The 23,115-nt window shown below is 62.8% G+C and carries 26 protein-coding genes; 16 read left to right on the top strand and 10 right to left on the bottom strand.

What is annotated here, in order from left to right:
- Positions 1 to 3 precede the first annotated feature (3 nt).
- From B5P46_RS04430 to B5P46_RS04415, 4 genes are all read left to right on the top strand, one after another.
- Positions 4 to 333, top strand: a complete 330-nt coding sequence (locus tag B5P46_RS04430) for a TfoX/Sxy family protein (protein ID WP_129417666.1) — start codon at positions 4 to 6, stop codon at positions 331 to 333.
- Between the two features lie 202 nt (positions 334 to 535).
- On the top strand, positions 536 to 2,197 hold the full coding sequence (locus B5P46_RS04425) for a urocanate hydratase (protein ID WP_129417665.1): 1,662 nt from the start codon (positions 536 to 538) through the stop codon (positions 2,195 to 2,197).
- Positions 2,198 to 2,250: 53 nt separating this feature from the next.
- On the top strand, positions 2,251 to 2,493 hold the full coding sequence (locus B5P46_RS04420; protein WP_129417664.1) for an antitoxin: 243 nt from the start codon (positions 2,251 to 2,253) through the stop codon (positions 2,491 to 2,493).
- The gene (locus B5P46_RS04415) at positions 2,490 to 2,882 is read left to right on the top strand and encodes a type II toxin-antitoxin system VapC family toxin (RefSeq protein WP_129417663.1); all 393 of its coding nucleotides are present in this window, start codon (positions 2,490 to 2,492) and stop codon (positions 2,880 to 2,882) included. The genes B5P46_RS04420 and B5P46_RS04415 overlap by 4 nt, the downstream gene beginning before the upstream one ends.
- Positions 2,883 to 2,909: 27 nt before the next feature.
- On the opposite strand, the gene B5P46_RS04410 is transcribed toward B5P46_RS04415, so the two are convergent.
- Both B5P46_RS04410 and B5P46_RS04405 read right to left on the bottom strand, forming a co-directional pair.
- Positions 2,910 to 3,296, bottom strand: a complete 387-nt coding sequence (locus tag B5P46_RS04410) for a VOC family protein (RefSeq protein WP_129417662.1) — start codon at positions 3,294 to 3,296, stop codon at positions 2,910 to 2,912.
- Positions 3,293 to 4,543: an MFS transporter gene (locus B5P46_RS04405; RefSeq protein WP_129417661.1), complete on the bottom strand. Its 1,251-nt coding sequence runs from the start codon at positions 4,541 to 4,543 to the stop codon at positions 3,293 to 3,295. The genes B5P46_RS04410 and B5P46_RS04405 overlap by 4 nt, the downstream gene beginning before the upstream one ends.
- Positions 4,544 to 4,634: 91 nt before the next feature.
- Between B5P46_RS04405 and B5P46_RS04400 the strand changes: the two genes are divergently transcribed.
- Positions 4,635 to 5,513 (top strand): LysR family transcriptional regulator, encoded by an 879-nt coding sequence (locus tag B5P46_RS04400; protein WP_129417660.1) that lies wholly within the window; start codon positions 4,635 to 4,637, stop codon positions 5,511 to 5,513.
- Here B5P46_RS04400 and B5P46_RS04395 read toward each other — a convergent pair.
- The gene (locus B5P46_RS04395; protein WP_129417659.1) at positions 5,508 to 6,419 is read right to left on the bottom strand and encodes a LysR family transcriptional regulator; all 912 of its coding nucleotides are present in this window, start codon (positions 6,417 to 6,419) and stop codon (positions 5,508 to 5,510) included. The genes B5P46_RS04400 and B5P46_RS04395 overlap by 6 nt on opposite strands.
- Positions 6,420 to 6,545: 126 nt before the next feature.
- On the opposite strand from B5P46_RS04395, the gene B5P46_RS04390 reads away from it, so the two are divergent.
- Both B5P46_RS04390 and coaBC read left to right on the top strand, forming a co-directional pair.
- Entirely contained in the window at positions 6,546 to 7,310 is a 765-nt protein-coding gene (locus B5P46_RS04390) for an SDR family oxidoreductase (protein WP_129417658.1), read from the top strand.
- Between the two features lie 420 nt (positions 7,311 to 7,730).
- Positions 7,731 to 8,936, top strand: coding sequence for a bifunctional phosphopantothenoylcysteine decarboxylase/phosphopantothenate--cysteine ligase CoaBC (gene coaBC / locus B5P46_RS04380; RefSeq protein WP_129417656.1), 1,206 nt, complete (start codon positions 7,731 to 7,733; stop codon positions 8,934 to 8,936).
- Positions 8,937 to 8,982: 46 nt separating this feature from the next.
- On the opposite strand, the gene B5P46_RS04375 is transcribed toward coaBC, so the two are convergent.
- The gene (locus tag B5P46_RS04375) at positions 8,983 to 9,795 is read right to left on the bottom strand and encodes a class II glutamine amidotransferase (RefSeq protein ID WP_129417655.1); all 813 of its coding nucleotides are present in this window, start codon (positions 9,793 to 9,795) and stop codon (positions 8,983 to 8,985) included.
- 522 nt (positions 9,796 to 10,317) lie between these two features.
- Between B5P46_RS04375 and B5P46_RS04370 the strand changes: the two genes are divergently transcribed.
- The 4 genes from B5P46_RS04370 to B5P46_RS04355 all read left to right on the top strand — a co-directional run bounded on the left by B5P46_RS04370 (position 10,318) and on the right by B5P46_RS04355 (position 14,359).
- Positions 10,318 to 10,995 (top strand): FadR/GntR family transcriptional regulator, encoded by a 678-nt coding sequence (locus B5P46_RS04370; RefSeq protein WP_129417654.1) that lies wholly within the window; start codon positions 10,318 to 10,320, stop codon positions 10,993 to 10,995.
- Entirely contained in the window at positions 10,992 to 12,284 is a 1,293-nt protein-coding gene (locus tag B5P46_RS04365; RefSeq protein WP_129417653.1) for a CynX/NimT family MFS transporter, read from the top strand. The genes B5P46_RS04370 and B5P46_RS04365 overlap by 4 nt, the downstream gene beginning before the upstream one ends.
- Positions 12,285 to 12,385: 101 nt before the next feature.
- Positions 12,386 to 13,918 carry a S10 family peptidase gene (locus B5P46_RS04360; protein WP_129417652.1) on the top strand — a complete coding sequence of 511 codons (1,533 nt, stop codon included), beginning with the start codon at positions 12,386 to 12,388 and terminating at the stop codon, positions 13,916 to 13,918.
- 39 nt (positions 13,919 to 13,957) lie between these two features.
- Positions 13,958 to 14,359: a GFA family protein gene (locus B5P46_RS04355; RefSeq protein ID WP_129417651.1), complete on the top strand. Its 402-nt coding sequence runs from the start codon at positions 13,958 to 13,960 to the stop codon at positions 14,357 to 14,359.
- Positions 14,360 to 14,385: 26 nt separating this feature from the next.
- Here B5P46_RS04355 and B5P46_RS04350 read toward each other — a convergent pair whose 3' ends face one another.
- Positions 14,386 to 14,967 (bottom strand): Lrp/AsnC family transcriptional regulator, encoded by a 582-nt coding sequence (locus tag B5P46_RS04350; RefSeq protein WP_129417650.1) that lies wholly within the window; start codon positions 14,965 to 14,967, stop codon positions 14,386 to 14,388.
- A 27-nt stretch (positions 14,968 to 14,994) separates the two neighbouring features.
- Between B5P46_RS04350 and B5P46_RS04345 the strand changes: the two genes are divergently transcribed.
- Positions 14,995 to 15,375, top strand: a complete 381-nt coding sequence (locus B5P46_RS04345; RefSeq protein WP_129417649.1) for a RidA family protein — start codon at positions 14,995 to 14,997, stop codon at positions 15,373 to 15,375.
- 45 nt (positions 15,376 to 15,420) lie between these two features.
- Here B5P46_RS04345 and B5P46_RS04340 read toward each other — a convergent pair whose 3' ends face one another.
- Positions 15,421 to 16,128 carry a glutathione S-transferase family protein gene (locus B5P46_RS04340; RefSeq protein ID WP_129417648.1) on the bottom strand — a complete coding sequence of 236 codons (708 nt, stop codon included), beginning with the start codon at positions 16,126 to 16,128 and terminating at the stop codon, positions 15,421 to 15,423.
- Between the two features lie 114 nt (positions 16,129 to 16,242).
- On the opposite strand from B5P46_RS04340, the gene B5P46_RS04335 reads away from it, so the two are divergent.
- Complete coding sequence (locus B5P46_RS04335) at positions 16,243 to 17,133, top strand: LysR substrate-binding domain-containing protein (protein ID WP_129417647.1); 891 nt, start codon at positions 16,243 to 16,245, stop codon at positions 17,131 to 17,133.
- Between the two features lie 3 nt (positions 17,134 to 17,136).
- Here the strand turns inward: B5P46_RS04335 and B5P46_RS04330 are convergent, their stop codons facing one another.
- The gene (locus tag B5P46_RS04330) at positions 17,137 to 18,720 is read right to left on the bottom strand and encodes a peptide chain release factor 3 (RefSeq protein ID WP_129417646.1); all 1,584 of its coding nucleotides are present in this window, start codon (positions 18,718 to 18,720) and stop codon (positions 17,137 to 17,139) included.
- 95 nt (positions 18,721 to 18,815) lie between these two features.
- Here B5P46_RS04330 and dut point away from each other — a divergent pair, with 95 nt between their 5' ends.
- Both dut and B5P46_RS04320 read left to right on the top strand, forming a co-directional pair.
- Positions 18,816 to 19,289 (top strand): dUTP diphosphatase, encoded by a 474-nt coding sequence (gene dut / locus B5P46_RS04325; RefSeq protein ID WP_129417645.1) that lies wholly within the window; start codon positions 18,816 to 18,818, stop codon positions 19,287 to 19,289.
- Positions 19,289 to 20,188 (top strand): GNAT family N-acetyltransferase, encoded by a 900-nt coding sequence (locus B5P46_RS04320; protein WP_129417644.1) that lies wholly within the window; start codon positions 19,289 to 19,291, stop codon positions 20,186 to 20,188. Before dut ends, B5P46_RS04320 begins: the two co-directional genes overlap by 1 nt.
- A 229-nt stretch (positions 20,189 to 20,417) precedes the next feature.
- Here the strand turns inward: B5P46_RS04320 and B5P46_RS04315 are convergent, their stop codons facing one another.
- Both B5P46_RS04315 and B5P46_RS04310 read right to left on the bottom strand, forming a co-directional pair.
- Positions 20,418 to 20,693 carry a hypothetical protein gene (locus B5P46_RS04315; protein WP_129417643.1) on the bottom strand — a complete coding sequence of 92 codons (276 nt, stop codon included), beginning with the start codon at positions 20,691 to 20,693 and terminating at the stop codon, positions 20,418 to 20,420.
- Positions 20,694 to 20,901: 208 nt separating this feature from the next.
- Positions 20,902 to 21,390 carry an Lrp/AsnC family transcriptional regulator gene (locus B5P46_RS04310; protein WP_129417642.1) on the bottom strand — a complete coding sequence of 163 codons (489 nt, stop codon included), beginning with the start codon at positions 21,388 to 21,390 and terminating at the stop codon, positions 20,902 to 20,904.
- 99 nt (positions 21,391 to 21,489) lie between these two features.
- Here B5P46_RS04310 and B5P46_RS04305 point away from each other — a divergent pair, with 99 nt between their 5' ends.
- A complete protein-coding gene (locus tag B5P46_RS04305) occupies positions 21,490 to 22,404 on the top strand; it encodes a DMT family transporter (RefSeq protein WP_206735308.1) in 915 nt (304 codons plus the stop codon).
- A gap of 42 nt (positions 22,405 to 22,446) precedes the next feature.
- Here B5P46_RS04305 and B5P46_RS04300 read toward each other — a convergent pair whose 3' ends face one another.
- Positions 22,447 to 22,965: a Dps family protein gene (locus tag B5P46_RS04300; RefSeq protein WP_129417640.1), complete on the bottom strand. Its 519-nt coding sequence runs from the start codon at positions 22,963 to 22,965 to the stop codon at positions 22,447 to 22,449.
- Positions 22,966 to 23,115: the final 150 nt, after the last annotated feature.

Raw genomic sequence — 23,115 nt, 5'->3', positions numbered from 1 at the left:
GCCATGGCGCGCGATCCCGGTCTCGAAGAACTGATGCGTGAGGAACTCGTCGATCGGCCGGGCCTTACTGAAAAATCCATGTTCGGCGGCTGGGCTTTCATGCTGAACGGCAATCTTCTCTGCTGCGCGCGCCATGACGGCATGCTGATCCGTCTCGGCAAGGGCAATGACGGCTGGGCCCTGGCACTGCCGGGCGTGATCCAGATGCTGTCGGGCGAACGTGTCATGCATGGCTGGGTACGAGGCGGTGCCGAGGTTTACGGCGACGATACTCTCAGACGGCGTCTGCTTGATGCGGCGCTCGCCTATGTGGAATCGCTGCCCAGCAAGTGACGAATGATGCCATTCCCTCTTCTCCCCAGCGGGGAGAAGATGTCCGAAGGACAGATGAGGGGGGAGCGGCAAGGCCGCGAGTGCACTGAGCGCTAGCGAAGGGCAATGAATGGTGTACCGTGCGGCCCCCTCATCCGGCCCTTCGGGCCACCTTCTCCCCGCTGGGGAGAAGGGAAAAGAAGAACCAAGCGAGGAACCCACGATGCCGAAGGCCAATCCACGTCATCCGAAATTTCCGATTCCCGGCGGGCCGGAACTGCGGGCCAAAGGCTGGCGGCAGGAAGCGCTGCTGCGGCTGCTCGAAAACGTGCTCTCCGTCGGCGAGGATCCCGACAATCTGATCGTCTATGCCGCGCTGGGCAAGGCGGCCCGCAACTGGGCGGCGCACAGAGGCATCGTCAAGGCGCTGACCGAGATGGAGGAGGACCAGACGCTGCTCATCCAGTCCGGCAAGCCGATCGGGCTCGTTCGAACGCATGCCAAGGCGCCGCTCGTCATCATGGCGAACTGCAATATTGTCGGGCAATGGGCAAAGGCCGAAGTGTTCTATGAGCTGCAGCGCAAGGGACTGATCTGCTGGGGCGGGCTGACGGCCGGCGCCTGGCAATATATCGGCAGCCAGGGCGTCATCCAGGGCACGTACGAGATCTTCATGCGCATCGCCGAGCGGCGCTTCGGAGGCGACCTTCTCGGCCGGTTCGTGCTGACGGCCGGTCTCGGCGGCATGGGCGGAGCGCAGCCGCTCGCCGGCCGCATGGCAGGCGCTGCGATCCTCTGCGTCGACATCGATCCGAAACAGGCCCGCAAGCGCCAGCAGATCGGTTATCTTCAGGAAATCGCGCCCGATCTCGATACCGCGCTTCGGATGATCGATAAGGCGGTGAAGGACAAGCGGGCGCTTTCCGTCGGGCTCGTCGGCAATGCGGCGGAGGTTTATCCCGAGATCGCCCGGCGCGGCATCGTGCCCGATATCGTCACCGACCAGACCTCGGCGCATGACCTCGTCTATGGTTACGTGCCGAAGGGCATGAGCCTCGATCAGGTCAAAGGTCTGCGCGACGATGGGCAGGGACAATTGATGGCGGCAAGCCGCGCCTCGATCGTCGAACATGTGACTGCGATGCTGGAGTTTCAGAAGAAGGGTTCCGAAGTCTTCGACAACGGCAATCTGATCCGCACGCAGGCCAAAGAGGGCGGCGTCGCCAATGCCTTCGACATCCCGATCTTCACCGAAGCCTATCTCAGGCCGCTGTTTGCCCGGGCGATCGGCCCATTCCGCTGGATGGCTCTGTCAGGCGAGGAGAGCGATATCGCCCGCATCGACGACCTGCTGCTCGAAATGTTTCCCGACAACAAGATCATCACCAACTGGATCCGGCTGGCGCGCGAGCATGTGCCCTTCGAGGGGCTGCCGGCCCGCATCGCCTGGCTCGGCCACGGCGAACGCACGGCACTCGCAAGGCGCGTCAATGCGCTGGTTGCGAGCGGCGAACTCAAAGGCCCCGTCGCCTTCTCGCGCGACCATCTCGATGCCGGCGCCATGGCGCATCCGAATATCATGACCGAGGGGATGAAGGACGGATCCGACGCGATCGCCGACTGGCCGCTGATCGATGCGATGATGCTCTGCTCGTCGATGGCCGATCTCGTCGTCATCCATTCCGGCGGCGGCGGCTATGCCGGCTATATGACGAGCTGTGGCGTCACCGTCGTCGCCGACGGCACGGATGCCGCCGACGAACGGCTCGACCATGCGCTGACCAACGATACGGCGCTTGGCGTCATGCGTTACGCCGATGCCGGTTACGACGAGGCGCTGGACGAGGTGGCGAAGAAGGACGTGCCCTATATCCGGCTTGGTTGAAATGGACCACGATCTGCTATATATCATTGTCATATCCTGCCGAGGACGATGACATGGAAACAGCAAAGATCTTCTGGTCGGGGCGTTCCCAGGCCGTCCGACTGCCCAAGGAATTCCGCTTTGATGGCGATAGCGTCACCATTCGACGGCAGGGGCGTGCGATCATTCTCGAGCCGATTTCCGATGATTGGGACTGGCTTGCCGACGTGGCCGGTCCGGTTGATCGGGACTTTGCGACAGCGGCGGAAGAGAAACCTGCCGGGCAGGAGAGACCCGAACTCGACTTCTTCAAATGAAGTACCTGCTCGATGCGAATGCCGTCATTGCCCTCATGAAGGTCAATGAGCGCCTCATCGCCGAACTGCGCAAACACAGACCGCAAGATTTCGCCATACCGGCAATCGTTGCGCATGAACTCTTCTACGGTGCTTACAAAAGCCTCCGTACCGATGAGAATCTGGTGCGGATCGATGCGTTGCAATTCAATATCCTGGAATTCGACCGGAGCGACGCGCGCAAGGCGGGAGAAATCCGCGCGGCGCTGCAGGCATTGGGAAGGCCAATCGGACCCTATGACGTCCTGATTGCCGGACAGGCCGCCGCACGCGGCCTCATCCTGATCACCCGCAATCTGCGTGAGTTCGAGCGCGTGGCTGATTTACAAACCGAGAACTGGGAAGGTTAGCTTCGATCAAGTCGTCTGGGCAACGCATCAAGCGATCAGATTGGAGACTTCGAGGAGATTGCCGTCGGGGTCCCTGAAATAGACCGAGCGCAAACGCCCGGTCGCACCGGTGCGTTCGACCGGACCCTCTTCGATCGTAACGCCCGCGGCCTCTAGATCAGCGATGACATCGGCAAGTGGCGTCTCGGCGATAAAGCAGAGGTCGCCTGAGCCGGGTGTGGGATGTCTCGCCTTGGGATCGAATTCGTGGCCGGCCTGGTGCAGGTTGATCTTCTGCCGGCCGAATTTCAGCGCCTTGCGGCCCTCTGCAAAGGTTTCGACCGACATGCCGAGGATGCGGGAATAGAAATCGCAGGTGATGGCGATATCGGCGACGGTCAGCACGAGATGATCGAGACGGTCTATGCGGATCATGCTTTTCTCCTCGCGAAGTGCTGGGCAAAACAGGCGGAGACAAAGGCCAGCGCCAGCATGGCAAGCGTGAAGATAATGACAGCGGCCCAGCCTTCAACCGCGAAGAACCAGCCGCCCGCCGAACCCATGAGGCTGGAGCCGACATAATAGGCGAGCATATAGAGCGATGAGGCATGCCCCTTGGTTCCATGCGCCAGCTTGCCGACAAGGCCGCTGGCGATGGAATGGCTCATGAAGAAGCCGGTCGTGAGCACGATGATACCGATGATGATGACCGGGAGAGAGGCTGCGAGCGTCAGTGCGCTGCCGGCGGCGGTGAGCGCCAGACCGAAGAGAAGCACGGAAAAATGCCCGATCCGGTCTCCGAGCAGACCGCCGATCGAAGAGGCGCCGATGCCGAAGAGATAGACGGTGAAGATCAGCCCGAGTTCGGTCTGGTTGAGGTCGTAAGGCGGCGCCACAAGGCGGAAACCGGCATAATTGTAGATCGTCACGAAGGAGCCCATCGCCAGGAAGGCGATGGCGAAGATGAAGGGCAGCGCCGGATTGGTGAGATGGCCGAGCCAGGCTTTTGCATGAAAGCGCGGATCGAAGCCCGGCCGGCGGACGAAATTGCGTGACGGCGGCAAGAGGGCGATGAAGCCGATCGCGGCGGCAAGGCCGATGGCGCCGATGATGAAAAGCGCCGGGCGCCAGGTGAGGTATTCGGCGAAGATGCCGGTCAACACGCGGCCGGACATGCCGCCGAAGGCCGTGCCGCCGACATAGAGGCCCATGGTGGCGCCAAGGCCGCGCGGATCGATTTCCTCGGCGAGATAGGCCATGGCGACGGCCGGCACGCCGCCGAGAACGAAGCCCTGCAGCGCGCGGATGACGAGCAGCAGATGCCAATTCGGGGCAAAGGCGGTGGCGATGGTCAGCAATGCCGCGCCGACCAGCGATATCGACATCAGGCTGCGGCGGCCAAGGCCTTCCGAGACGGCGGCGGCACAGACGATGGCAACCGCCAGGAAGCCGGTGGAGAGCGACAGGGATAGCGAGCTTTCGGCCGGGCTGACGGAGAATTCCTGCGAGAAGATCGGCAGCAGCGGCTGCACGCAATAGAGCAGCGAGAAGGTGGAGAAGCCGGAAAGGAAGAGCGCCAGGCTGGCGCGGCGATAGGCGCCGGTGCCACGGGTCAGGTATTGCTTCTGCCCTGGGATCGCGTTTGTCTCGGAGGTCTTCATTGCATGCGCCGACGTCGGCATATCTTCATCCTTCCCGTCTCCGATCTAGTCGACGCCCCTCCATTTGTCCAATATATGACACTGGCGATTTCGATAGGTTTTGGAGATGGCGATGGAGTTGCGGCATTTGCGATATTTTCTCGCGGTGGCGGAAGAAGGCAATTTCACCCGTGCCGCCGGCAAGCTCGGCATCGGGCAGCCGCCCCTCAGCCAGCAAATCCGCGATCTGGAGAGGGAAGTGGGTGCAGCGTTATTTCACCGCGTGCCGCACGGCGCCGAATTGACGGCGGCGGGCGCCGCATTCCTCGGCGAGGCAAAGGCGTCGCTGGCAGCTGCGGAGAAGGCGAAGCTTGCGGCGCAAAGCGCCAATCGCGGCGAGACCGGCCGTCTGTCGCTCGGCTTCACCGCGTCCTCCGCCTTCAACCCCGTCGTCAGCACCACGATCCGCCGGTTTCGCGCGCGCTGGCCGGAGGTGCAGCTGTCGCTGACGGAAATGAATACGCTGGCGCTGATGCAGAAGCTGGAACGCGGTGAGCTGGACGCCACCTTCATGCGTCCCAGCCTCGACGATCCCGCCGGCATCCGGCTGCGGCGGTTGCCGGATGAGCCGATGGTGATCGCCCTGCCCGCCAGCCATCCCTTGACACAGCACCCCAGCCTGCCGCTTGCGGCGCTGGCGGACGAACCCTTCATCCTCTTTCCCCGGCTCGTGGGCTTGAGCCTTTACGACGATGTCGTGCTTGCCTGCCGCAAGGCGGGATTCGAGCTGACCGTGGCGCAGGAGGCGCCGCAGATTTCCTCGGTCGTCAATCTGGTGGCGGCCGATCTCGGCGTCTCGATCGTGCCGGCCTCGATTTCGCAGATCAAGCTCGAAGGTGTGGCATACCGGCCGATCGAAGGGCCTCCGGCCGTGGCGCGCCTGGCGCTGGCAATGCTGAAAACACACCGCTCGCCGGTCACCGAGAACCTGATGAGCCTCTTGAATTCATGAATAACCCGCCGGATCCCAATAGGGCGGATCGCCGAAGCTCTTCTTCAGATGGTCGGCGATGGCGCGGAGCTTGGCGGAGGGATTTCGGCCCTCGGGATGGGCCATGTAGATGAATTCGGCCTCCGGCCTATGGCCGACATCGATTTCTGCAAGCCGGCCCTCGCGGATGGCCGGGCCGGCGATGAAGGCTGGCAGCAGCGCGATGCCGAGCCCGGCAATCGCGGCGTCGCGGAGCATGTCGCCATTGTTGATGCCGAGCGCCAGTTTCGCGCGGACGACGATCGCGCCGTCAGGCGTCTGGAAGCGCCAGTCGGCAACACCGCGATTGGTGTAGAAGATGCCGCGATGGCTGTCGAGATCAGCCAGCGAGGACGGAATTCCCTGGCGGGCGAGATAATCCGGCGAGGCGCAGAGAAGACGGCGGCTATGCGCGAGCTTCCAGGCGACCAGCCGGCTATCGGCGATCGGACCATTGCGAATGATGGCATCATAACCGTCCGAGGCGGCATCGACGCGCCGGTCATCGATATCGAGGGTCAGTTCGATCTCAGGATGTTCGGCAAGGAAGGGATAGAGCGCCGGGCCGAGATGCATGCGGCCGAAGGTGACCGGGGCGGCGATGCGGATCGGGCCGGACAGCGTTCCGCGCCGCTCGGCCATATCGGCCGCGGCTTCCTCGATCTCCCGCACGATGCGCGCGGCGCGCTCCAGGAAGACCATGCCATCCTCCGTCAAAGTGAGCTTGCGGGTCGTTCGGTGCAGCAGCATGCCGCCGAGCGACTTCTCCAACTCCGCCAGCCTTTCGCTGACGACGGATTTGGACAGCCGCAGCCGCCGGGCCGCCTCGCTGACCGAGCCCGCCTCGACCACGGCGACGAAAGCCGCAATACCTTCGATCCTGATCATCGTTCGGCTTTTCCGAATTCGAATTCCCCAATCTGGAGACTAATCCGAACGAAAGGAAAATGCCATCTTTCATTCATCGAAAGGGACGGCAGGGGCCGCCTCACCTCAAATCTAGGATATGGAACCATGAACCGCTTGAACAACAAGGTCGCGATCGTCACCGGCGCAAGCTCCGGCATCGGCCGCGCCACGGCAAAGCTCTTCGCCGCCGAAGGCGCCAAGGTCGTCGTCGGAGCCCGCCGCCAAGGCGAACTCGACAGCCTCGTCGCGGAAATCAAGGCAGAGGGCGGCGACGCCATCGCCATCGCCGGCGACGTGCGCTCGGAAGACTATCACAAGGCGCTGGTCGCAGCCGCCGTGACGAATTACGGCAAGCTCGACATTGCCTTCAACAATGCCGGCACGCTCGGCGAAGCCGGTCCGAGCACCGCTGTTTCGGAAGCAGGCTTCAGCCAGGCGCTGGCGATCAACCTGACGGCCTCCTTCCTCGCCGCCAAGCATCAGATCGGCGCGATGGTGGACAATGGCGGCGGCTCGGTGATCTTCACCTCGACCTTCGTCGGCTACAGCTTCGCCTTTCCCGGTGTTGCCGCCTATGCCGCCAGCAAATCCGGCCTGATCGGCCTGACGCAGGCGCTTGCCGCCGAATTCGGCCAGCAGGGCGTGCGCGTCAATGCCATCCTGCCAGGTGCGGTCGATACAGACATGTATCGGGACATGAACGATACGCCTGAGAAGCAGGCCTTCGTCACCAATCTGCATGCGCTGAAGCGTGTCGCAAACCCCGAAGAACTTGCCCGCTCGGTCCTCTACCTCGCCTCCGACGATGCAAGCTTCGTCACCGGCACGGCCTCGCTGGTCGACGGCGGCGCCTCGATCACCCGCACCTGAGACGGCGCGGCGCGGTTATCCGCTGCGGGTTGGGGCGGAGCTAAGGGATATGCCGGAACGTCTCGATTCCCTCTTCTCCCCTCGGGGAGAAGGTGCCCGTAGGGCGGATGAGGGGGCCGGCAAAGCCGGTCTTTTCAACAACGCCTATGCGAGCTTCGGCCGCGCTGGCGTCGTCTCGACCGTGTTCAGCGCGCTTGCCGTTGGCGTGACGGGGATAGGTGATGACGGGAGGGGTGTGCCGTGCAGCCCCCTCATCCGCCTGCCGGCACCTTCTCCCCAAGGGGAGAAGAGATTTGCGGCAACCTTCCGTTCCCCGCCATCTCCCAAAGGGCCGGCCCTCTCGCTCACCCTCGCGATTGCATGTTCTCCGCCAAAGGCTTAGGGTCGAGGGCGGTCAGAAAAGGCAATGGGAAGAAGGCCATGGCTCTCAGCGGCAAACGCATCCTCCTCATCATCTCAGGCGGCATTGCTGCCTATAAGAGCCTGGATCTGATCCGCCGGCTGCGCGAGCGCGGCGCGAGCGTGCGCCCTGTGATGACCAAAGGCGCCCAGGAATTCGTCACACCGCTTGCCGTCGGTGCGCTGGCGGCGGATCATGTCTATCTCGATCTGTTTTCGCGAGACGACGAACAGGATATCGGCCATATCAGGCTGGCGCGCGACTGCGACCTCGTGCTGATCGCCCCTGCGACCGCCGATCTGATGGCGAAGATGGCGAACGGGCTTGCCGACGATCTTGCCTCGACCGTGCTTCTGGCGACGAACAGGCCGGTGCTTGCCGCACCGGCGATGAACCCCGCCATGTGGGCGCATCCGGCGACGCGGCGGAATGCCGCGATGCTCAGAGCCGACGGCATCCGCTTCATCGGGCCGATGGCCGGCGAGATGGCGGAAAGCCGGGAGGCCGGACTCGGCCGGATGGCGGAACCGCTGGAGATCGTCGCCGCTGCCGAAACCATGCTCGATGATGGAGAAAAGCCGCTCAAGGGACGCAAGGCAATCGTCACCTCAGGACCGACGCACGAGCCGATCGATCCGGTGCGCTATATCGCCAACCGCTCCTCCGGCCGGCAGGGACATGCGATCGCCGCAGCCCTTGCAAAGCTCGGAGCGGAGGTGACGCTGGTATCGGGGCCGGTGACGATCGCCGACCCCGTCGGCGTCAATGTCGTGCATGTCGAGCGGGCCGAGGAAATGCGCGATGCCGTGCTTGCGGCGCTGCCGGCAGACATCGCGGTGATGGTCGCGGCGGTGGCTGACTGGCGTGTGGCCTCGGCCGCCGACCAGAAGCTGAAGAAACATCCCGGCGAATCCATTCCGACGCTGGCGCTGACCGAGAATCCGGACATCCTCAAAACCGTCGGCCATCACACGATGCGGCCGAAGCTGGTGATCGGCTTTGCCGCCGAGACGCAGGACGTGGAAAGCAATGCGAAGGCGAAACTCGAGAGAAAAGGCGCCGACCTGATCGTCGCCAATGACGTCTCTCCTGCGACCGGCATCATGGGCGGCAGCCGCAACAGGGTCAAACTCGTTCGCCGCGACGGCGTCGAGCAATGGCCTGACCTGACGAAGGAAGAGGTTGCCGAAAGGCTGGCGGCACTGATCGCCAAGCAGCTCCGCTGATCGCCAGCGGCTCGGCTGACGTCGCGCGGCTCAGCTGCGCCAAGCGTTAGGCAGGAATAGCCACGCGCTGCGGCTTGGCGGCACCTCGCTTCTCCGGCCGGAAGTCGGCGACGTCGATGCCATCGTTGCCGATAGTGACCGCGCTGCCATCCGGAATTTCCGCCCAGGCATCGACATCATCGTTCAACGGCTCGGAGACGAGGCAATAACCGGCGCTGACAGGTGACGCATAGAGCGTCGGCGCCTTGCGATCTGTGGCATAACGGATCGCATAGAGCGTGTTGCCGTCGGAGAAGGCGGCGGTAAAACGCAGGAGGATCGAGCCGATGACGCTGTCGGCAAGCTCTTCGACGACACCGATCATATCCGCCATCGCGGCGACCGGCGCCTCGCGCAGGCCGAACTGCAGCGCCAGCAGGAACATCAGCTCGGAATCGGTCGTGCCGCCGCGGGCATTGAACAACTCGTCGTCGAGCATCGCCTCCATCGGCCGGCGCAGGCGTTCGAAGCCGGAGATCTGGCCGTTATGCATGAAGGACCAGGTGTCATGGGTGAAGGGATGGCAGTTGTCGCGGCGCGTGCCGCCGCCTGTGGCAGCGCGGACATGGGCGAGGAAGAGCGGCGAACGGATCTGCCGCGCCAGGCTCTTCAGATTGCAATCCGACCATGCGGGCAGGATATCACGGTAGCGGCCGGGTTCGGGCCTGTCACCATACCAGGCGATGCCGAAGCCATCGCCGTTCGTTGCCGTCTTGGCGCGGGTGGCGCAATGCGACTGCTCGATCAGCGAGTGGGCGGGCGAGGATACCAGCTCCTCGAGATAGAGAGGGTCTCCGCGATAGGCTGCCCAGCGACACATGGCTCTTTGCTCCGGAACCCGCCGCCGCACCGGCGGGAATGCTGAAATTGTCGAACGACGCAGCTAACAACAGCTTAACGCGGGGCCGGTTTGCAAGCCAAACATGACGGTTTCTTGACGTATAGCCTCTTCAAATTTGGCAAAACACTGTGTTCTCTCGTGAACACCCGTGTTTCCCAAAGCAGGGCATGCGTGCATTTTTGCTTGCATCTCGAAAGAATCAGCCTAACTTTAAGCCATCAGCAACAGAACGAAAGGAAGGTGATCCAATGTCTAATGAGATTTCGGACCTCGTAACGGGCATGGAAGAGGTGACGAAGGCGAGGCAGCCCTCGCTCTAATCCCCGCCTTCCTGGGGCTGCATAGACAGTCCAGGCCAGTTTGAGGCCAAACTCATGGAAAGGGTCGCTGAGGCGGCCCTTTTTTATTGTCTCCATGTCTTTATTGTCGTGATGTCGGCGTTGACGAAAGATCGAAATCCCACTACTCATAAAGTCATCTGATGACTTTATGAGTAGTGGGATGCGAGCGCTCAGCAAGACCAATCTCGCCGACGAGGCGATCGAGGCGATCCGCGGCGACATTCTCGGCAAACGCTGGGCGGTCGGCGAAAAATTGCCGAATGAAGCCTCGCTCTCGGCCATGCTTTCCGTCAGTCGCGGCACGGTGCGTGAGGCGGTGCGGGTTCTCGTCTCCCAGGGTTATCTCGAAACAAGGCAGGGTTCGGGCACCTATGTCCGCGCCACCAGCGATGCCGGCCGGCCGCTGACGATGGCGCGGCGCGCCAGCCTGCGCGACCAGTTCGAGGCGCGCCTGGCGCTCGACGTCGAGGCAGCCCGGCTGACTGCGATCCGCAAGACGCCGGAGACGGTTGCCGGGCTTCACCGGCTGCTTGCCGAGCGCGGCAATTACGATGGCGGCAACCAGGCCGCCTTCATCGAACGCGACCTCGCCTTTCACAAGGCTGTCATCGCCGCTTCGGGCAACCGGGCGATGATCGAGATCTACGATTTCTTCTCGGCCTCGATCGCCGATACCATCGCGGCGACGCTCGGCAAGGACATTCCCGAGCCGGACATGCAGGCGCATGCCGATATCGTCGACGCCATCGAAACCGGCGATCCCGACAAGGCGGATGCGGCGGTGCGCCGCTTCATGGCGCCGGTTCTTGCCGCACTCGAGCGGATGATCCTGTCATGAACACGCCTGCCAACGATGCCGCCAGCGCGCTCGACGCCGCCGACGAACTGCTTGTAGACGCCGAGGCCGGCAGCCTTCCGCCGCCGCAGGCAACGCCGGTGCGGGGAGTTGCGGATCGTTTCCTGCTGGGCGCAAGCCTGGTGCTGATCGCCTTCAACCTGCGCCCGGTCTTCTCAAGCGCCTCGGCGCTGCTGCCGGAAATCCGCTCGGAACTGGGCCTCAGCGCGCTGGGCGCCAGCCTGCTGACGACGCTGCCGGTTGTCTGCCTCGGCGCCTTCTCACCGCTTGCGCCTCGTTTTGCCCAGCGCCTCGGCACCGAACGCACGCTGCTCGGCGTTCTCCTGCTTCTGGCACTCGGCACTGCATTGCGCGGGCTTTCCTCCGTGCCGCTGCTCTTCATCGGCACCGCCCTTGCAGGCGCCTGCATCGCCGTCGGCAACGTGCTGCTGCCGGGGCTGGTGAAACGGGACTTCGGCGGACGTGCCGCGCTGATGACCGGCTTCTACACGATGGCGCTCTGCGCCGGGGCGGCAAGTGCGGCCGGGCTGACACTGCCGATCGAGCACGCGCTCGGCGGCTCTCTCGAGGGCGCGCTCGCTATCTGGGCGCTGCCCGCCCTCATCGTCAGCCTGCTTTGGCTGCCTGAGGTTCTTCGCAGCGGCAGACAGGCAAGGCGAAACGGCTTCCACGTCAAAGGCCTCTGGCGCGACCGGCTCGCCTGGGAGGTGACGCTGTTCATGGGGCTGCAATCGGCACTTGCCTATTGCGTCTTCGGCTGGCTGGTTCCGATCTTGCGCGAACGCGGGCTCGACGGCGTCACCGCCGGAGCAATCGTTTCGCTGTCGGTGATGGTGCAGGCGGCATCCTGCCTGATCGTGCCGCATATCGCGGTGCGTGGCCGGGACCAGCGGCTGATCAATGCGAGCCTCTGCGGCGTCGCCGTCATCGCCCTGCTCGGCCTGCTCTTCGCGCCGCTCTCGACCGTCTGGCTGTGGGCGGTGCTGCAGGGCATTGGTCAGGGCGGACTGATCGCGGCGGCCATGACGACAATCGTGCTGCGCTCGCGCGATCCCGATGTCGCCGCCCATCTTTCCGGCATGGCGCAATGCGTCGGTTATCTGCTCGCCGCCATCGGCCCGCTCATCGTCGGCCTCATCCACGGCTGGACCGGAAGTTTTTCCTGGTGCGCCGCCCTGTTCGTTGCGCTCGGACTGGGCGCGGCGATTAATGGCTGGAAGGCCGGCCGGGCGGTGGAGATCAATGTCCATGCGGTCGAAAAGGACGGCTGAGCCCTTCGCTCACCTGTCCATCACCATCTCTTGATGCCGGTCGTCGGCCGCGGATGTTACGCTATCTCAGCCTCTCATTCCCGACCGCCGGAGGAGACATCTTGCGCATACGAACCCTGTTTCTGCTCGCCGCGTTTATGGCGTCGCTGGCGCCTGCCCTTTCCCATGCGCAGGAAAGCGATCCACCGAGGGCGAATGTCCAGAGCGGCGCACGCGACGGCGTGCTGAAGCTGCTGCCGGCCGATTCGGTCACCGAGCACGCGTTGACGATCGGTGGCCGGAAGATTGCCTATACCGCCACTGCCGGCACGCTGGATCTCTTCGGCCAGGACGGGGCGAAGACCGGCGCGATCTTCTACACCGCCTATGTGGCAAGGGATGGCGGGGCGAACCGGCCTCTGACCTTTGCCTTCAACGGCGGGCCGGGTGCGGCTTCCGCCTTCCTGCATCTCGGGCTGGTCGGGCCGAAGGTTCTCGACTTCGGACCGAACGGACGCGACGGCGCCAATGCGAAACTCGTCGACAACCCGCAAAGCTGGCTCGATTTCACCGATCTCGTGCTGATCGATCCGATCGGCACCGGCTGGAGCCGAACGGCAAAGGCAGACGACGCCTCCAACTATTACAACGTCAGTGCCGACGCCCAGAGCATTGCCAAGGCGATCGCGCTCTATGTCGCGCACAACAACCGTTCCAACTCGCCGAAATATCTTCTCGGCGAAAGTTATGGCGGCTTTCGCGCCGCCAAGGTCGCCTCGGCGCTTCAGGAAAGCCAGGGCATCATCGTCGCCGGTGCGGTGATGCTTTCCCCCTTGCTCGAGGGCCAGCTGATGTTCAATGCCGACCAGTTCCCGCTCGGCGCAGCGCTGGAGCTGCCGTCGCTGGCGGCGGCCGAACTCGACCGGCACAAGGCTTTTGACGAAGAGAAACAGAAGGAGGCGGAGACCTTTGCGCTCGGGGACTATCTGACGACACTGGCCGGGCCGCCGCCGACGGGCGCCGAGGCCGCCGCCTTCTATGGCAGGATCGCCGCATTGACCGGCATTCGCGAGGATATCGTCACCCGCAACCGCGGCTTCCTCGGCAGTTCCTTCGTCAAACATTCAGATGAGGGCAGCGGCGAGGTGATGAGCTCTTACGACGCCTCCTTTGCAGCACCCGATCCCTATCCGGAATCGGATTACGATCGCGGCGACGACGCCATCCTCGACGGTTTCACCCGCGCCTATGGCGGCGCCTTTGCCGATTACGCCCGCAACGAACTCGGTTTCAGGACCGAGATGACCTATTCGCTGCTTGACAGCGATATCAGCCGGCGCTGGGAATGGGGCGGCGGGCGCGGCGGCGGATCGCGCTTCCAGGCCAGCGCCACTGACGACATCAGGCAGCTGCTCGCCGCGAATCCGGCCTTCCATCTGCTGATCGCACATGGCTATAGCGATCTGGTGACGCCTTATGGCGTCAGCCGCTACGTGGTCGACCATCTGCCGCCCTCGCTCGCCGGCGGCCGTGTCGGACTGAGGCTTTATCGCGGCGGCCATATGTTCTATACAAGAGCTGATCAGCGGGCCGCCTTCACGGCCGATGCAAAGGCCTTCTACGCCACACATTTGGCCGCTCAGCCGGCGGACTAAACCGCTGTACATTGCGCGACATGCTTTGGGGATTTGCCGATGCATATTACCGGAGGATGCCACTGCGGCGCGATACGCTATCAGGCGGAGATCGACCCGGAGCGGGTGTCGATCTGCCATTGCACCGATTGCCAGCGGTTGACGGGCTCGGCCTATCGCATCACCGCGCCGGCGCGGCCGGGACGTTTCACGCTCACTTCAGGTGAGCCAAGAGCCTATGCAAAATATGGCGAGAGCGGTGGTCTCAGCCGGCAATTCTTCTGCCCGAATTGCGGATCGCCACTCTACCGCACGGACGGCGACGGCGGCGCGTTCGGCATCCGTGTCGGCAGCATCGACCAGCGGCGAGAACTGGTGCCGAAAAAGCAGATATGGTGCCGGTCGGCCTTGCCTGGGGTGGAGAATATCGAAGCGCTGCCGCGCTTCGAGGGCGAGGATTAGGCTGGCGCCGGCCTAACATCCCGCCTTTATTCCGGTAGAGGCATGTCCGGCCAGCTATCGGTGACGCTGGCCTGTACCGGACGCTCCAGATAGGTGGAAAGCGCAATATAGCTGCGGGTGCCGGTGACACCGGGAACGGCATGGATCTGCGCCAGAAAAGCCTCCAAGGCCTGTGGGCTGGCGGTGCGGACCTTGAAGAGAACGCTGGCGTCGCCCGCGACCGAATGCATCTCCTCGACCTCGGGAAACTGCAGGACCTGCATCAGCCGCTCGCTCTTGCCCCAGCCGGCCGCCTCCACATGCACGAAGGCAAGCAGCGGTTTGCCGAGGGCTGCGCCATCGAGTGCGGCATGCACGCCCTTGATGGCGCCGGATTGTCTCAGACGGCGCACACGCTCATGCACGGCCGGCGCCGACAGGCCGACCGCTTCGCCAAGCCTAGCATAACTCTGGCTGCTGTCGGCGGCGAGCGCGGCTAATATTCTTCGGTCGAATGCATCGATGACAGCCTGCTGCCTGCGTCCCTGCCGAAGATCGTCTGTATTTTTCACCATTCCGCAAACTCCCCTTTCGGCCGAAGGATAATCGCCGATACTGACATTCTTCAATAGGATATTCGGAGGAGGAAAAAACTCGTGGAGATGATCGCGCACAATCCGGGGATCTATGCAGCGAGCCCTGATTACATCCATGCGCTGGAGGTCAGGCATCCATCCCGGCTGCTCTTCGTCAGCGGTACGATGGGTCTCGATCGACAGGGAATGGCGGCGGCCGATCTGGAAGGCCAGTTGGAGCTCATCTGGTCCAATCTGCGCGCCATCCTCACCTCCGCTGATATGACGGTGGACAATGTCGTGCGGCTGACGAGCTATCTCAGCGACGGCGTTTTTATGGAGGCGAACCAGAATGCCCGTCTTCGGGCCCTTAACGGCCGCGCCGTGCCGACCACGGCGATCATCGTCGAAACGCTGCGCGACGACTGGCTCGTCGAGATCGAGATCATCGCTGCCGGCTGACAGCAGATCGGCCGCCGCGCCGCAGGGGCGCGACGGCGGCGGCGATCAGGCCGCTCGTTTCAACAGGCCGAGCGCTTCGGCCAGATTGACCTCGCCGCGGAAACCGCCGCTGCTTTTCGCCTCCTGCCGATGCTCGATCGCATGGGCAAAACGCACGGCCGGCTCCTGCTGCATGCGCTCATAGAGGCGATGCAGGCCGGAAAACTGCCGGCGGTCGACGACCTTATGAAAATCGTTCCAGCGGGCGATGCCGACGAAATAGGCGTCCGCCAGGCTTGGGCCGTTGCCGAGAAGCCATTCGCGGCCATCGAGCAGACGCTCCAGCGTATGATGCGCCTTTTCAACCGCGGCGATGCCATAGGCCGTGAGGGCCTGCTTCTCTTCCGGTTCCAGCGGATGCTCGATCGCATACCAGAGCGGGCCGAAGGCCTGGAAGAAGGTGGTGTTGAGAAAGGCGAGCATCTGGTTCAGGCGATCGAAATCCGCCGACCCCTGCGCAAAACCCAGACCGTTGCCGATCGCGCGAGCGCCGATATGGTGGAGGATCGCCATGCTTTCGCTGATCGTCCTGCCATCTTCGAGCAGCAGCGACGGCGTTTCGCCGACCATATTGATCCGCTTGTATTCTTCGCTGGAGACTATTTCCGGCATCTCGACGCGGCAGAGCCGATAAGGCAGGCCGGACCATTCCAACGCGACGACCGAGCCGAAGGAGCAGCCCTCCGGAACGCCGTAAAACAATATGGGTGACATCAATCGTTCCTTTCAGAATTGAACCCGTTTGGACACGTTGAATGTGAGGATGTGGACGATGGTGCGGTAGAGGCTATAAATGCATCGCAATGTCCACATATCTGGAAGCTGACGATGACGCTTTTCAACCTCAACGATCTCCATCTTTTCGTGCAGGCCGTCGACAGCGGCAGCTTTACCGCCGCCGCAAGGCATCTCGGCATTCCAAAGTCGACGGTGAGCAAGCGGGTTGCGGAGCTGGAGGCACGGCTTGGCGTCCGGCTGATCCAGCGCACGTCGCGAAGCTTCGCGCTGACCGAGCTCGGCCGGGAATTCTTTCAGCATGCCCAGGCCTCGATCATCGAGGCGGAGATGGCAGAGGGCATTGTGCGGCGGCATCTAGCCGAACCGGCCGGCAGCGTTCGCCTCACCGCCTCGGTGCCGACGGCGCAGTTTACCCTGGCGGAACATCTGCCGGCGCTGGCGGCGCGTTATCCGAAGCTCCGGCTCTCCGTGCACGTGACGGACCGTTTCGTCGATATCGTCCAGGAAGGGTTCGACATCGCGCTGCGCAGCCACCGCACGCCGCTGCCGGATTCGGCGCTGGTGCAGCGGAAGCTTGCCAGCCACCCTTTCTTCGTCCTCGCCTCGCCGGATTATGTGAATGCCCGTGGCGAACCGCGGCGGCCGGAGGAGCTGGCACGGCATGCGACGATCATGACCAGCCTGACGGAGGACCAGTGGCGGCTTTATTCGGGCAGCGACGAGGTTCTCGTCACGCTGCATTCCGTCATGGCCGCGGATGAGCCCTATGTCTTGATGGAAATGGCCATGTCGGGGCTCGGCATTACCTGCCTGCCGACATCCGTCTGCCGCAAGGCGCTGGCAGAGAGGCGGCTGGTGCGGGTGCTGCCGGAATGGACGGCCGGCAGCATCGAGACGACGATCCTGATGCCGCACCGGCGCGGCCAGCTGCCGGCGGTGCGCGCCGTCGTCGATTTCCTGGCGGAACGGCTTGGCGGTTAGCTATCACGCCGCCTTGGCGGCGTGATATTCCTTGATGGCGACCATCTTGATCGCCGGATGGCGCTCGGATTCGTAACGCAGGGAGAAACCGTCCTGGGCGAGGAAGACCGGATCGCCGTCGAGATCGCGGGCGATATCGCCGCGCTTGACGATGAGGAATTTTTCGAGATCGGCCGGCTGATCGGCCGAGATCCAGCGGCAGACGGAGAAACGCGACATTTCGAAGGAGACCGGCAGGCCGTATTCGGCCATCAGCCGCTCCTTCAAGACGTCGAGCTGCAGAGCGCCGACGACGCCGACGATCGCCGGCGAGCCGTCTTCCGGCGAAAACAGCTGGACGACACCCTCTTCGGCCATCTGCTGCAGGGCTTCCTTCAGCTTCTTCGCCTTCATCGCGTCTTCCAGGCGCACGCGGCGCAGGATCTCCGGCGAGAAGTTCGGCACGCCCTGGAAGACCAGCGATTCACCTTCGGTCAGCGTATCGCCGATCCGGAGCGTCCCGTGGTTGGGAATGCCGACGACGTCGCCGGCATAGGCGGTGTCGGCCAACTGGCGCTGCGAAGCGAAGAAGAATTGCGGCGCCGTCAGGCCGAGCTGCTTGCCGGTGCGGGCAAGCCTTGCCTTCATGCCGCGCTCGAGCTTGCCGGAGCAGATGCGGGCAAAGGCGATGCGGTCGCGGTGGTTGGGGTCCATATTGGCCTGAATCTTGAAGACGAAGGCCGTCATCTTGTCGTCGGTCGCATGCACGGTCCTGGTATCGGCGACCTGGTCTCGCGGCGGCGGCGCAAAATCGCCGAGCGCGTTGATGAGATCGCGAACGCCGTAATTGCGCAACGCCGAGCCGAAGAAAACCGGCGTCATATGGCCTTCCAGGAAGGCCTGACGATCGAACGGACGGCAGGCCTCGATCGCCAGCTCGGTCTCCTCGACGAAGACCTGGCGCTCGTTTTCCGGCAGCCTGCCGGCCACGCTTTGCGGGCCATTGACCGGCGTCCCCTCGATTTCGGTGTCCGAACCGCGCACCGTGTTGGCGGCGATATTATACGAGCCGCAGAAGGTCTTGGAGCGGCCGATCGGCCAGGTGATCGGCGCGGTATCCAGCGCCAGCTTCTCTTCGACCTCGTCGAGGATCTCGAAGGGATCGCGGCTTTCGCGGTCCATCTTGTTGATGAAGGTGATGATCGGGATATCGCGCATGCGGCAGACTTCGAAAAGCTTCAGGGTCCGCGGCTCGATACCCTTGGCGGCATCGATGACCATGACGGCGGCGTCGACGGCGGTTAGCGTGCGATAGGTGTCGTCGGCGAAATCCTCGTGACCCGGCGTGTCGAGGATGTTGAAGACATTGTCGTTATATTCGAAGGTCATCACCGAGGTGACGACGGAGATGCCGCGTTCGCGCTCGATCTTCATCCAGTCGGAACGCGTCTGCATGCGATCCTTCTTCGCCTTGACTTCGCCGGCAAGCTGAATGGCGCCGCCGAACAGCAGCAGCTTTTCGGTGAGCGTCGTCTTACCCGCGTCCGGGTGGGCGATAATAGCGAATGTGCGGCGGCGGGAGACCGCCTCGGCGAGACTTTCGGCCATACTTCAATCCTTTGAGTTGCCGCGTATCTAACGTCTCCGTGGATAACTTTCAATTCATGTTTGACGGCCTGAGCGGACCGAAGGTTAATACCTCCATGAATATTCAGAACAGCCACAATCGCCCGACGCTGAACCTCATCCGCCTGCCGAACGGCGAAGGCCTCGACCTGCCCGTCTATGAAAGCAAGGGAGCAGCCGGCATGGACCTGCGCGCTGCCGTCGACGAGGCAGCACCACTGACACTCCTGCCCGGCAAGCGGGCCTTGGTGCCGACTGGCTTTATCTTCGAGATCCCCGAAGGTTTCGAGGGACAGGTGCGGCCACGCTCCGGCCTGGCCTTCAAAAACGGCATCACCTGCCTGAATACGCCGGGCACCGTCGACAGCGACTATCGCGGCGAAGTGAAGGTGCTGCTCGTCAATCTCGGCGAGGAAGCCTTCGTCATTTCGCGCGGCATGCGCATCGCCCAGATGGTGATCGCGCCGGTAACCCAGGCGCGGGTGGCCGAGATCACCGCCGCAAGCGAAACGATGCGCGGCGCAGGCGGCTTCGGCTCCACCGGCGTCTGATGGCACAGCGCCTCGACAGCACGGGCCTGACCTTCCGGCAGGACTATTTCAGCGATCCCGCCGGATGGGCGGCTCTGGTCTGTCTGCTCAAGGATATTTTCGGCATCGATATCGGACCGCTGCAACAGCTCGGCGGACCCGACCCCACCAGCATGCCTTTCGGCTGGTTTGATGCCGAGGGTGAGGTTGCGGCCAATATCTCAGCCTTTGCGCTGCCCTTCGTCCTCAATGGCAGGATCGTCCATGCCGCCGGGCTGCAATCCGGCGCGGTGCGGCCGCCATGGCGCGGCCGCGGACTCTATCGCGACGTGACGGTGAAGGCGCTCGACTGGTGCGATCGGCAGGGTTTTGAAGCCGTCATCCTCTATACCGACAAGCCGTCGCTCTACGAAGCCTACGGTTTCCGCGCGATACCGCTGCACCGATACGAGGGAACGGCACCCGCCCCTTCGACACCAGCCGCACTTGCCCGGCCGCTTTTACCGACGCACGCGGAGGATCTTGCCCGGCTGCAATCGCTGCTGAAAGGCCGCAGCCCGATTTCGACCTCGCTGGCGGTCACCGTCAATGCGGCGATGTTTCTCATCAATACCCGGCTCGATCCCGATATCCGCATCAGCGTCCTCGAAGACCGGCAGGCGGTCATCGCCTGGAAGATCGACGAGGCTGGCCGCTTCAGCCTCCTCGACGTGGTGGCGGCGGAGATACCGCCGCTTGCAGCGATCCTTAGCGGGCTTAAGATCGCGCCCGCCTTCGTCGAGGTGCTTTTCCGTCCCGACAAGCTCGGCTGGGAGGGTGCTCCACAACCGTTGGAAAGCGGCACGAGGCTGATGCTGCGCGGGCTCGGCGATGCCACCCCGATTTTTCCGGCGATGCTGTCGCCGATGGCGGAATTCTAGAGCAGTTCAGCAAAAGTGCGCGGCGGTTTTGCGTACGGAATGCGCAATAACAAAAGGCGTTTCGCCGCCCAGCCCCTAACCGAAATGTGGAATACTTTCTGTCGCAAATATCCGTCGCGAAACTCCGACTTTTGCGAGTGAATTTTGCGACAGATTTTCCCCTGATAAATCGGCGATCCCGATTTTGTCGCGAAAGTGCGAATGATGTCCGCTTTGCGGGACGAGGAGATCAAGCCTTCGGAATTATTGTGACCAGGCATTCATCATTTGTATCTAGCCCAGCCTTCGTGCACTGAGGGGTGGTCAGGTTGAAAAAGAACACGTCCGAACCCTTCCCCCAAGGTCGGATATTTCGGGCGAACGGACCCGCTTCGTTCAGCATAACATCGGCAGAAAAAGCTCGGGTGCGACCGGGTACATATTTGGGTTTAACAACGATATATCGGGGCAGGAAATCTTCCTTGCGCAGTATTCTGGCGGAAAACTTCACCTTGTCTTGATCCATCCAATCAACTCCCTCGATCACCGTCGCAAAAATCCCAATTAAAGCGACAGTTTGCGACTGAATTTTTCGACGTCGCAAAAATCAACGTTTCGCGACGGGTGAGAGCGCAGAATGCTTCACGAAGATATTTCCAGCAAGATAAACCGTCCGAAACGCCCATACCACAAGGCGATTCGGCACCAGTATCTATTTGGATTCCACATTTCAGTTAGGGGCTGGGTTTCGCCGCCCCCTGTTTCCGGCGTGAAAGCGGCGGCAGGCGGCGTTTGACGGGCGAGGCTTTGATCATCGCGGTGTTGGTCTCCGCCCTTTCGGCAACCCGGTCCAGGATGCCGTCGAGATCGGCCATCGAGCGGATGACCAGGCGGGCGATAAAACAATCATCACCCGTCACCTTGTCGCATTCGATGATTTCGGGAATTTCCTGGATGATGCGCTCGACGATGTGCAACTGTCCCGGCAGCGGACGCACGCGCACGATCGCCTGCAGGGGATAACCGACGGCGGCGAGATCGAGATCGATGGTGAAGGCCTTGATGACGCCGCGCTCCTCCAGTCGGCGCAGGCGCTCGGCGGCACTCGGCGAAGAGAGGCTCACCTGCTGCGCCAGTTCCTTCAGCGAGATCCGCGCATTCCCGGCCAGCGCCTCCAGAATGGCCTGATCGATTTCGTCGATCGATTGCACATCATTAGCCACGGCGAGACATTCTCCTCGTATGATTAGGCGATATCGATCATCGTCCTTTTTATCCTTATATAAAACCGCCCCTCGCCGCAATATTCTTATGCCACAGAAATGGAGGCGATCATGGGCAGCGACATCAGACGAGGCACGGCGGAAATGACGGCAGCGATGCTGATCTCGGGGACGATCGGCTGGTTCGTCGTCATGTCGGGCCAGCCGGTCAGCGGCGTGGTCTTCTGGCGCTGCCTGTTCGGCGCGCTCACTTTGCTTATCATTTGCGGCGCTCTCGGGCTGCTGCGGCCCAGCATCATCACGCTGCGCGCCTTCGGCATTGCGATTTTCGGCGGCATCGCCATCGTCTTGAACTGGCTGCTGCTGTTTGCCTCCTATTCGCATGCGACGATTTCGATCGCGACGACGGTTTATAACACCCAGCCTTTCATGCTGCTCGTGCTCGGCGCGCTCTTTCTTGGCGAGAAGATCACCGCCACCAAGCTGTTCTGGCTGACACTCGCCTTCGCCGGCATGATTGCCATCGTCGAGGCAAAACCGGAGACTGGCGGGGCGACATCTGACGGCTACGGCCTCGGCATCCTGATGGCGCTCGGTGCCGCCTTCTTCTACGCGCTCGCAGCGCTTGCCGCGAAATGGCTGAAGGGCACGCCGCCGCACCTGATCGCGCTCATCCAGGTCGCAACCGGCATGCTGATGCTGGCGCCGATGACGGATTTTTCCCATCCGCCCGGCGATGTTGGGTCCTGGGCGATCCTCGTGACCGTCGGCGTCGTCCATACCGGGCTGATGTATGTGCTGCTCTACGGTGCGATCCAGAGGCTGCCGACGCATCTCACAGGCGCCCTGTCCTTCATCTATCCGATCGCGGCGATCCTCGTCGACCGGCTTGCCTTCGGCCACGCACTGCAGCCGATGCAAATCGCAGGCGCGGCGATCATTCTCCTTGCCGCCGCCGGCATGAATCTCGGCTGGACGCCGCGATGGCTGCGCCCGCGGGCGCTGGAGAGCTGAGAACCGGGCGGGCATGGCAAGCACGCCCGGGAGATGCCGATGTTATTTCTGCCCGCGCGTCGTTTCGAACAGGAACCAGGTGCGGCGCTCGGCCTCGTCGATCCAGTTTTCGATCAGGCTGGCGCTCGCGACATCATTGTGCTCGTCGCAGAGGTCATGCACCTCGCGCAGCAGCGAAACGAGCTGAGCATTGTCCTCGCGCAGTTCCGACAACATGTCCTCGGGCGTGACGAAATCAGCGTCATTGTCCGCGATGCGCTGCTGGCGAGCGATCTGGCCGATGGAGCGCAGTGTCGTGCCGCCGATCTTGCGGGCACGCTCCGCAATGTCGTCGGTCATGGCGAAGATCTGCTCCGCCTGTTCGTCGAGCAGCAGATGATAATCGCGGAAATGCGGGCCGGACATGTGCCAGTGGAAATTCTTGGTCTTGAGATAGAGCGCGAAGACATCGGCAAGCAGCGGGGTCAGCGCCGCCGAGATATCTGTGATGGCGTTGGTCGGCAGATCCGAAGGCGTCTTCAGGGGCGCAAGTCTGGTCTTCTCGGCCTGTGTGGGGGACATCCGTTTTCTCCTTGGGGTGACGAAGCGATATTGGGGACCTGATAGGGCGGCGATGACATCCTGATGAAGACGAGGTGACGATGGGTGCCCGTCTGAGATCTTCCCGCTAGAGATACGGGAGGCTCGCGGTTCTTCAAGGTCATGGGCAGC

The organism is Rhizobium leguminosarum, from assembly GCF_004123835.1.
Taxonomy (GTDB): Bacteria; Pseudomonadota; Alphaproteobacteria; order Rhizobiales; family Rhizobiaceae; genus Rhizobium; species Rhizobium leguminosarum_M.
The sequence above is the reverse complement of the archived record's forward strand: the minus strand, read 5'-3'. Positions and strand labels throughout refer to the sequence as shown.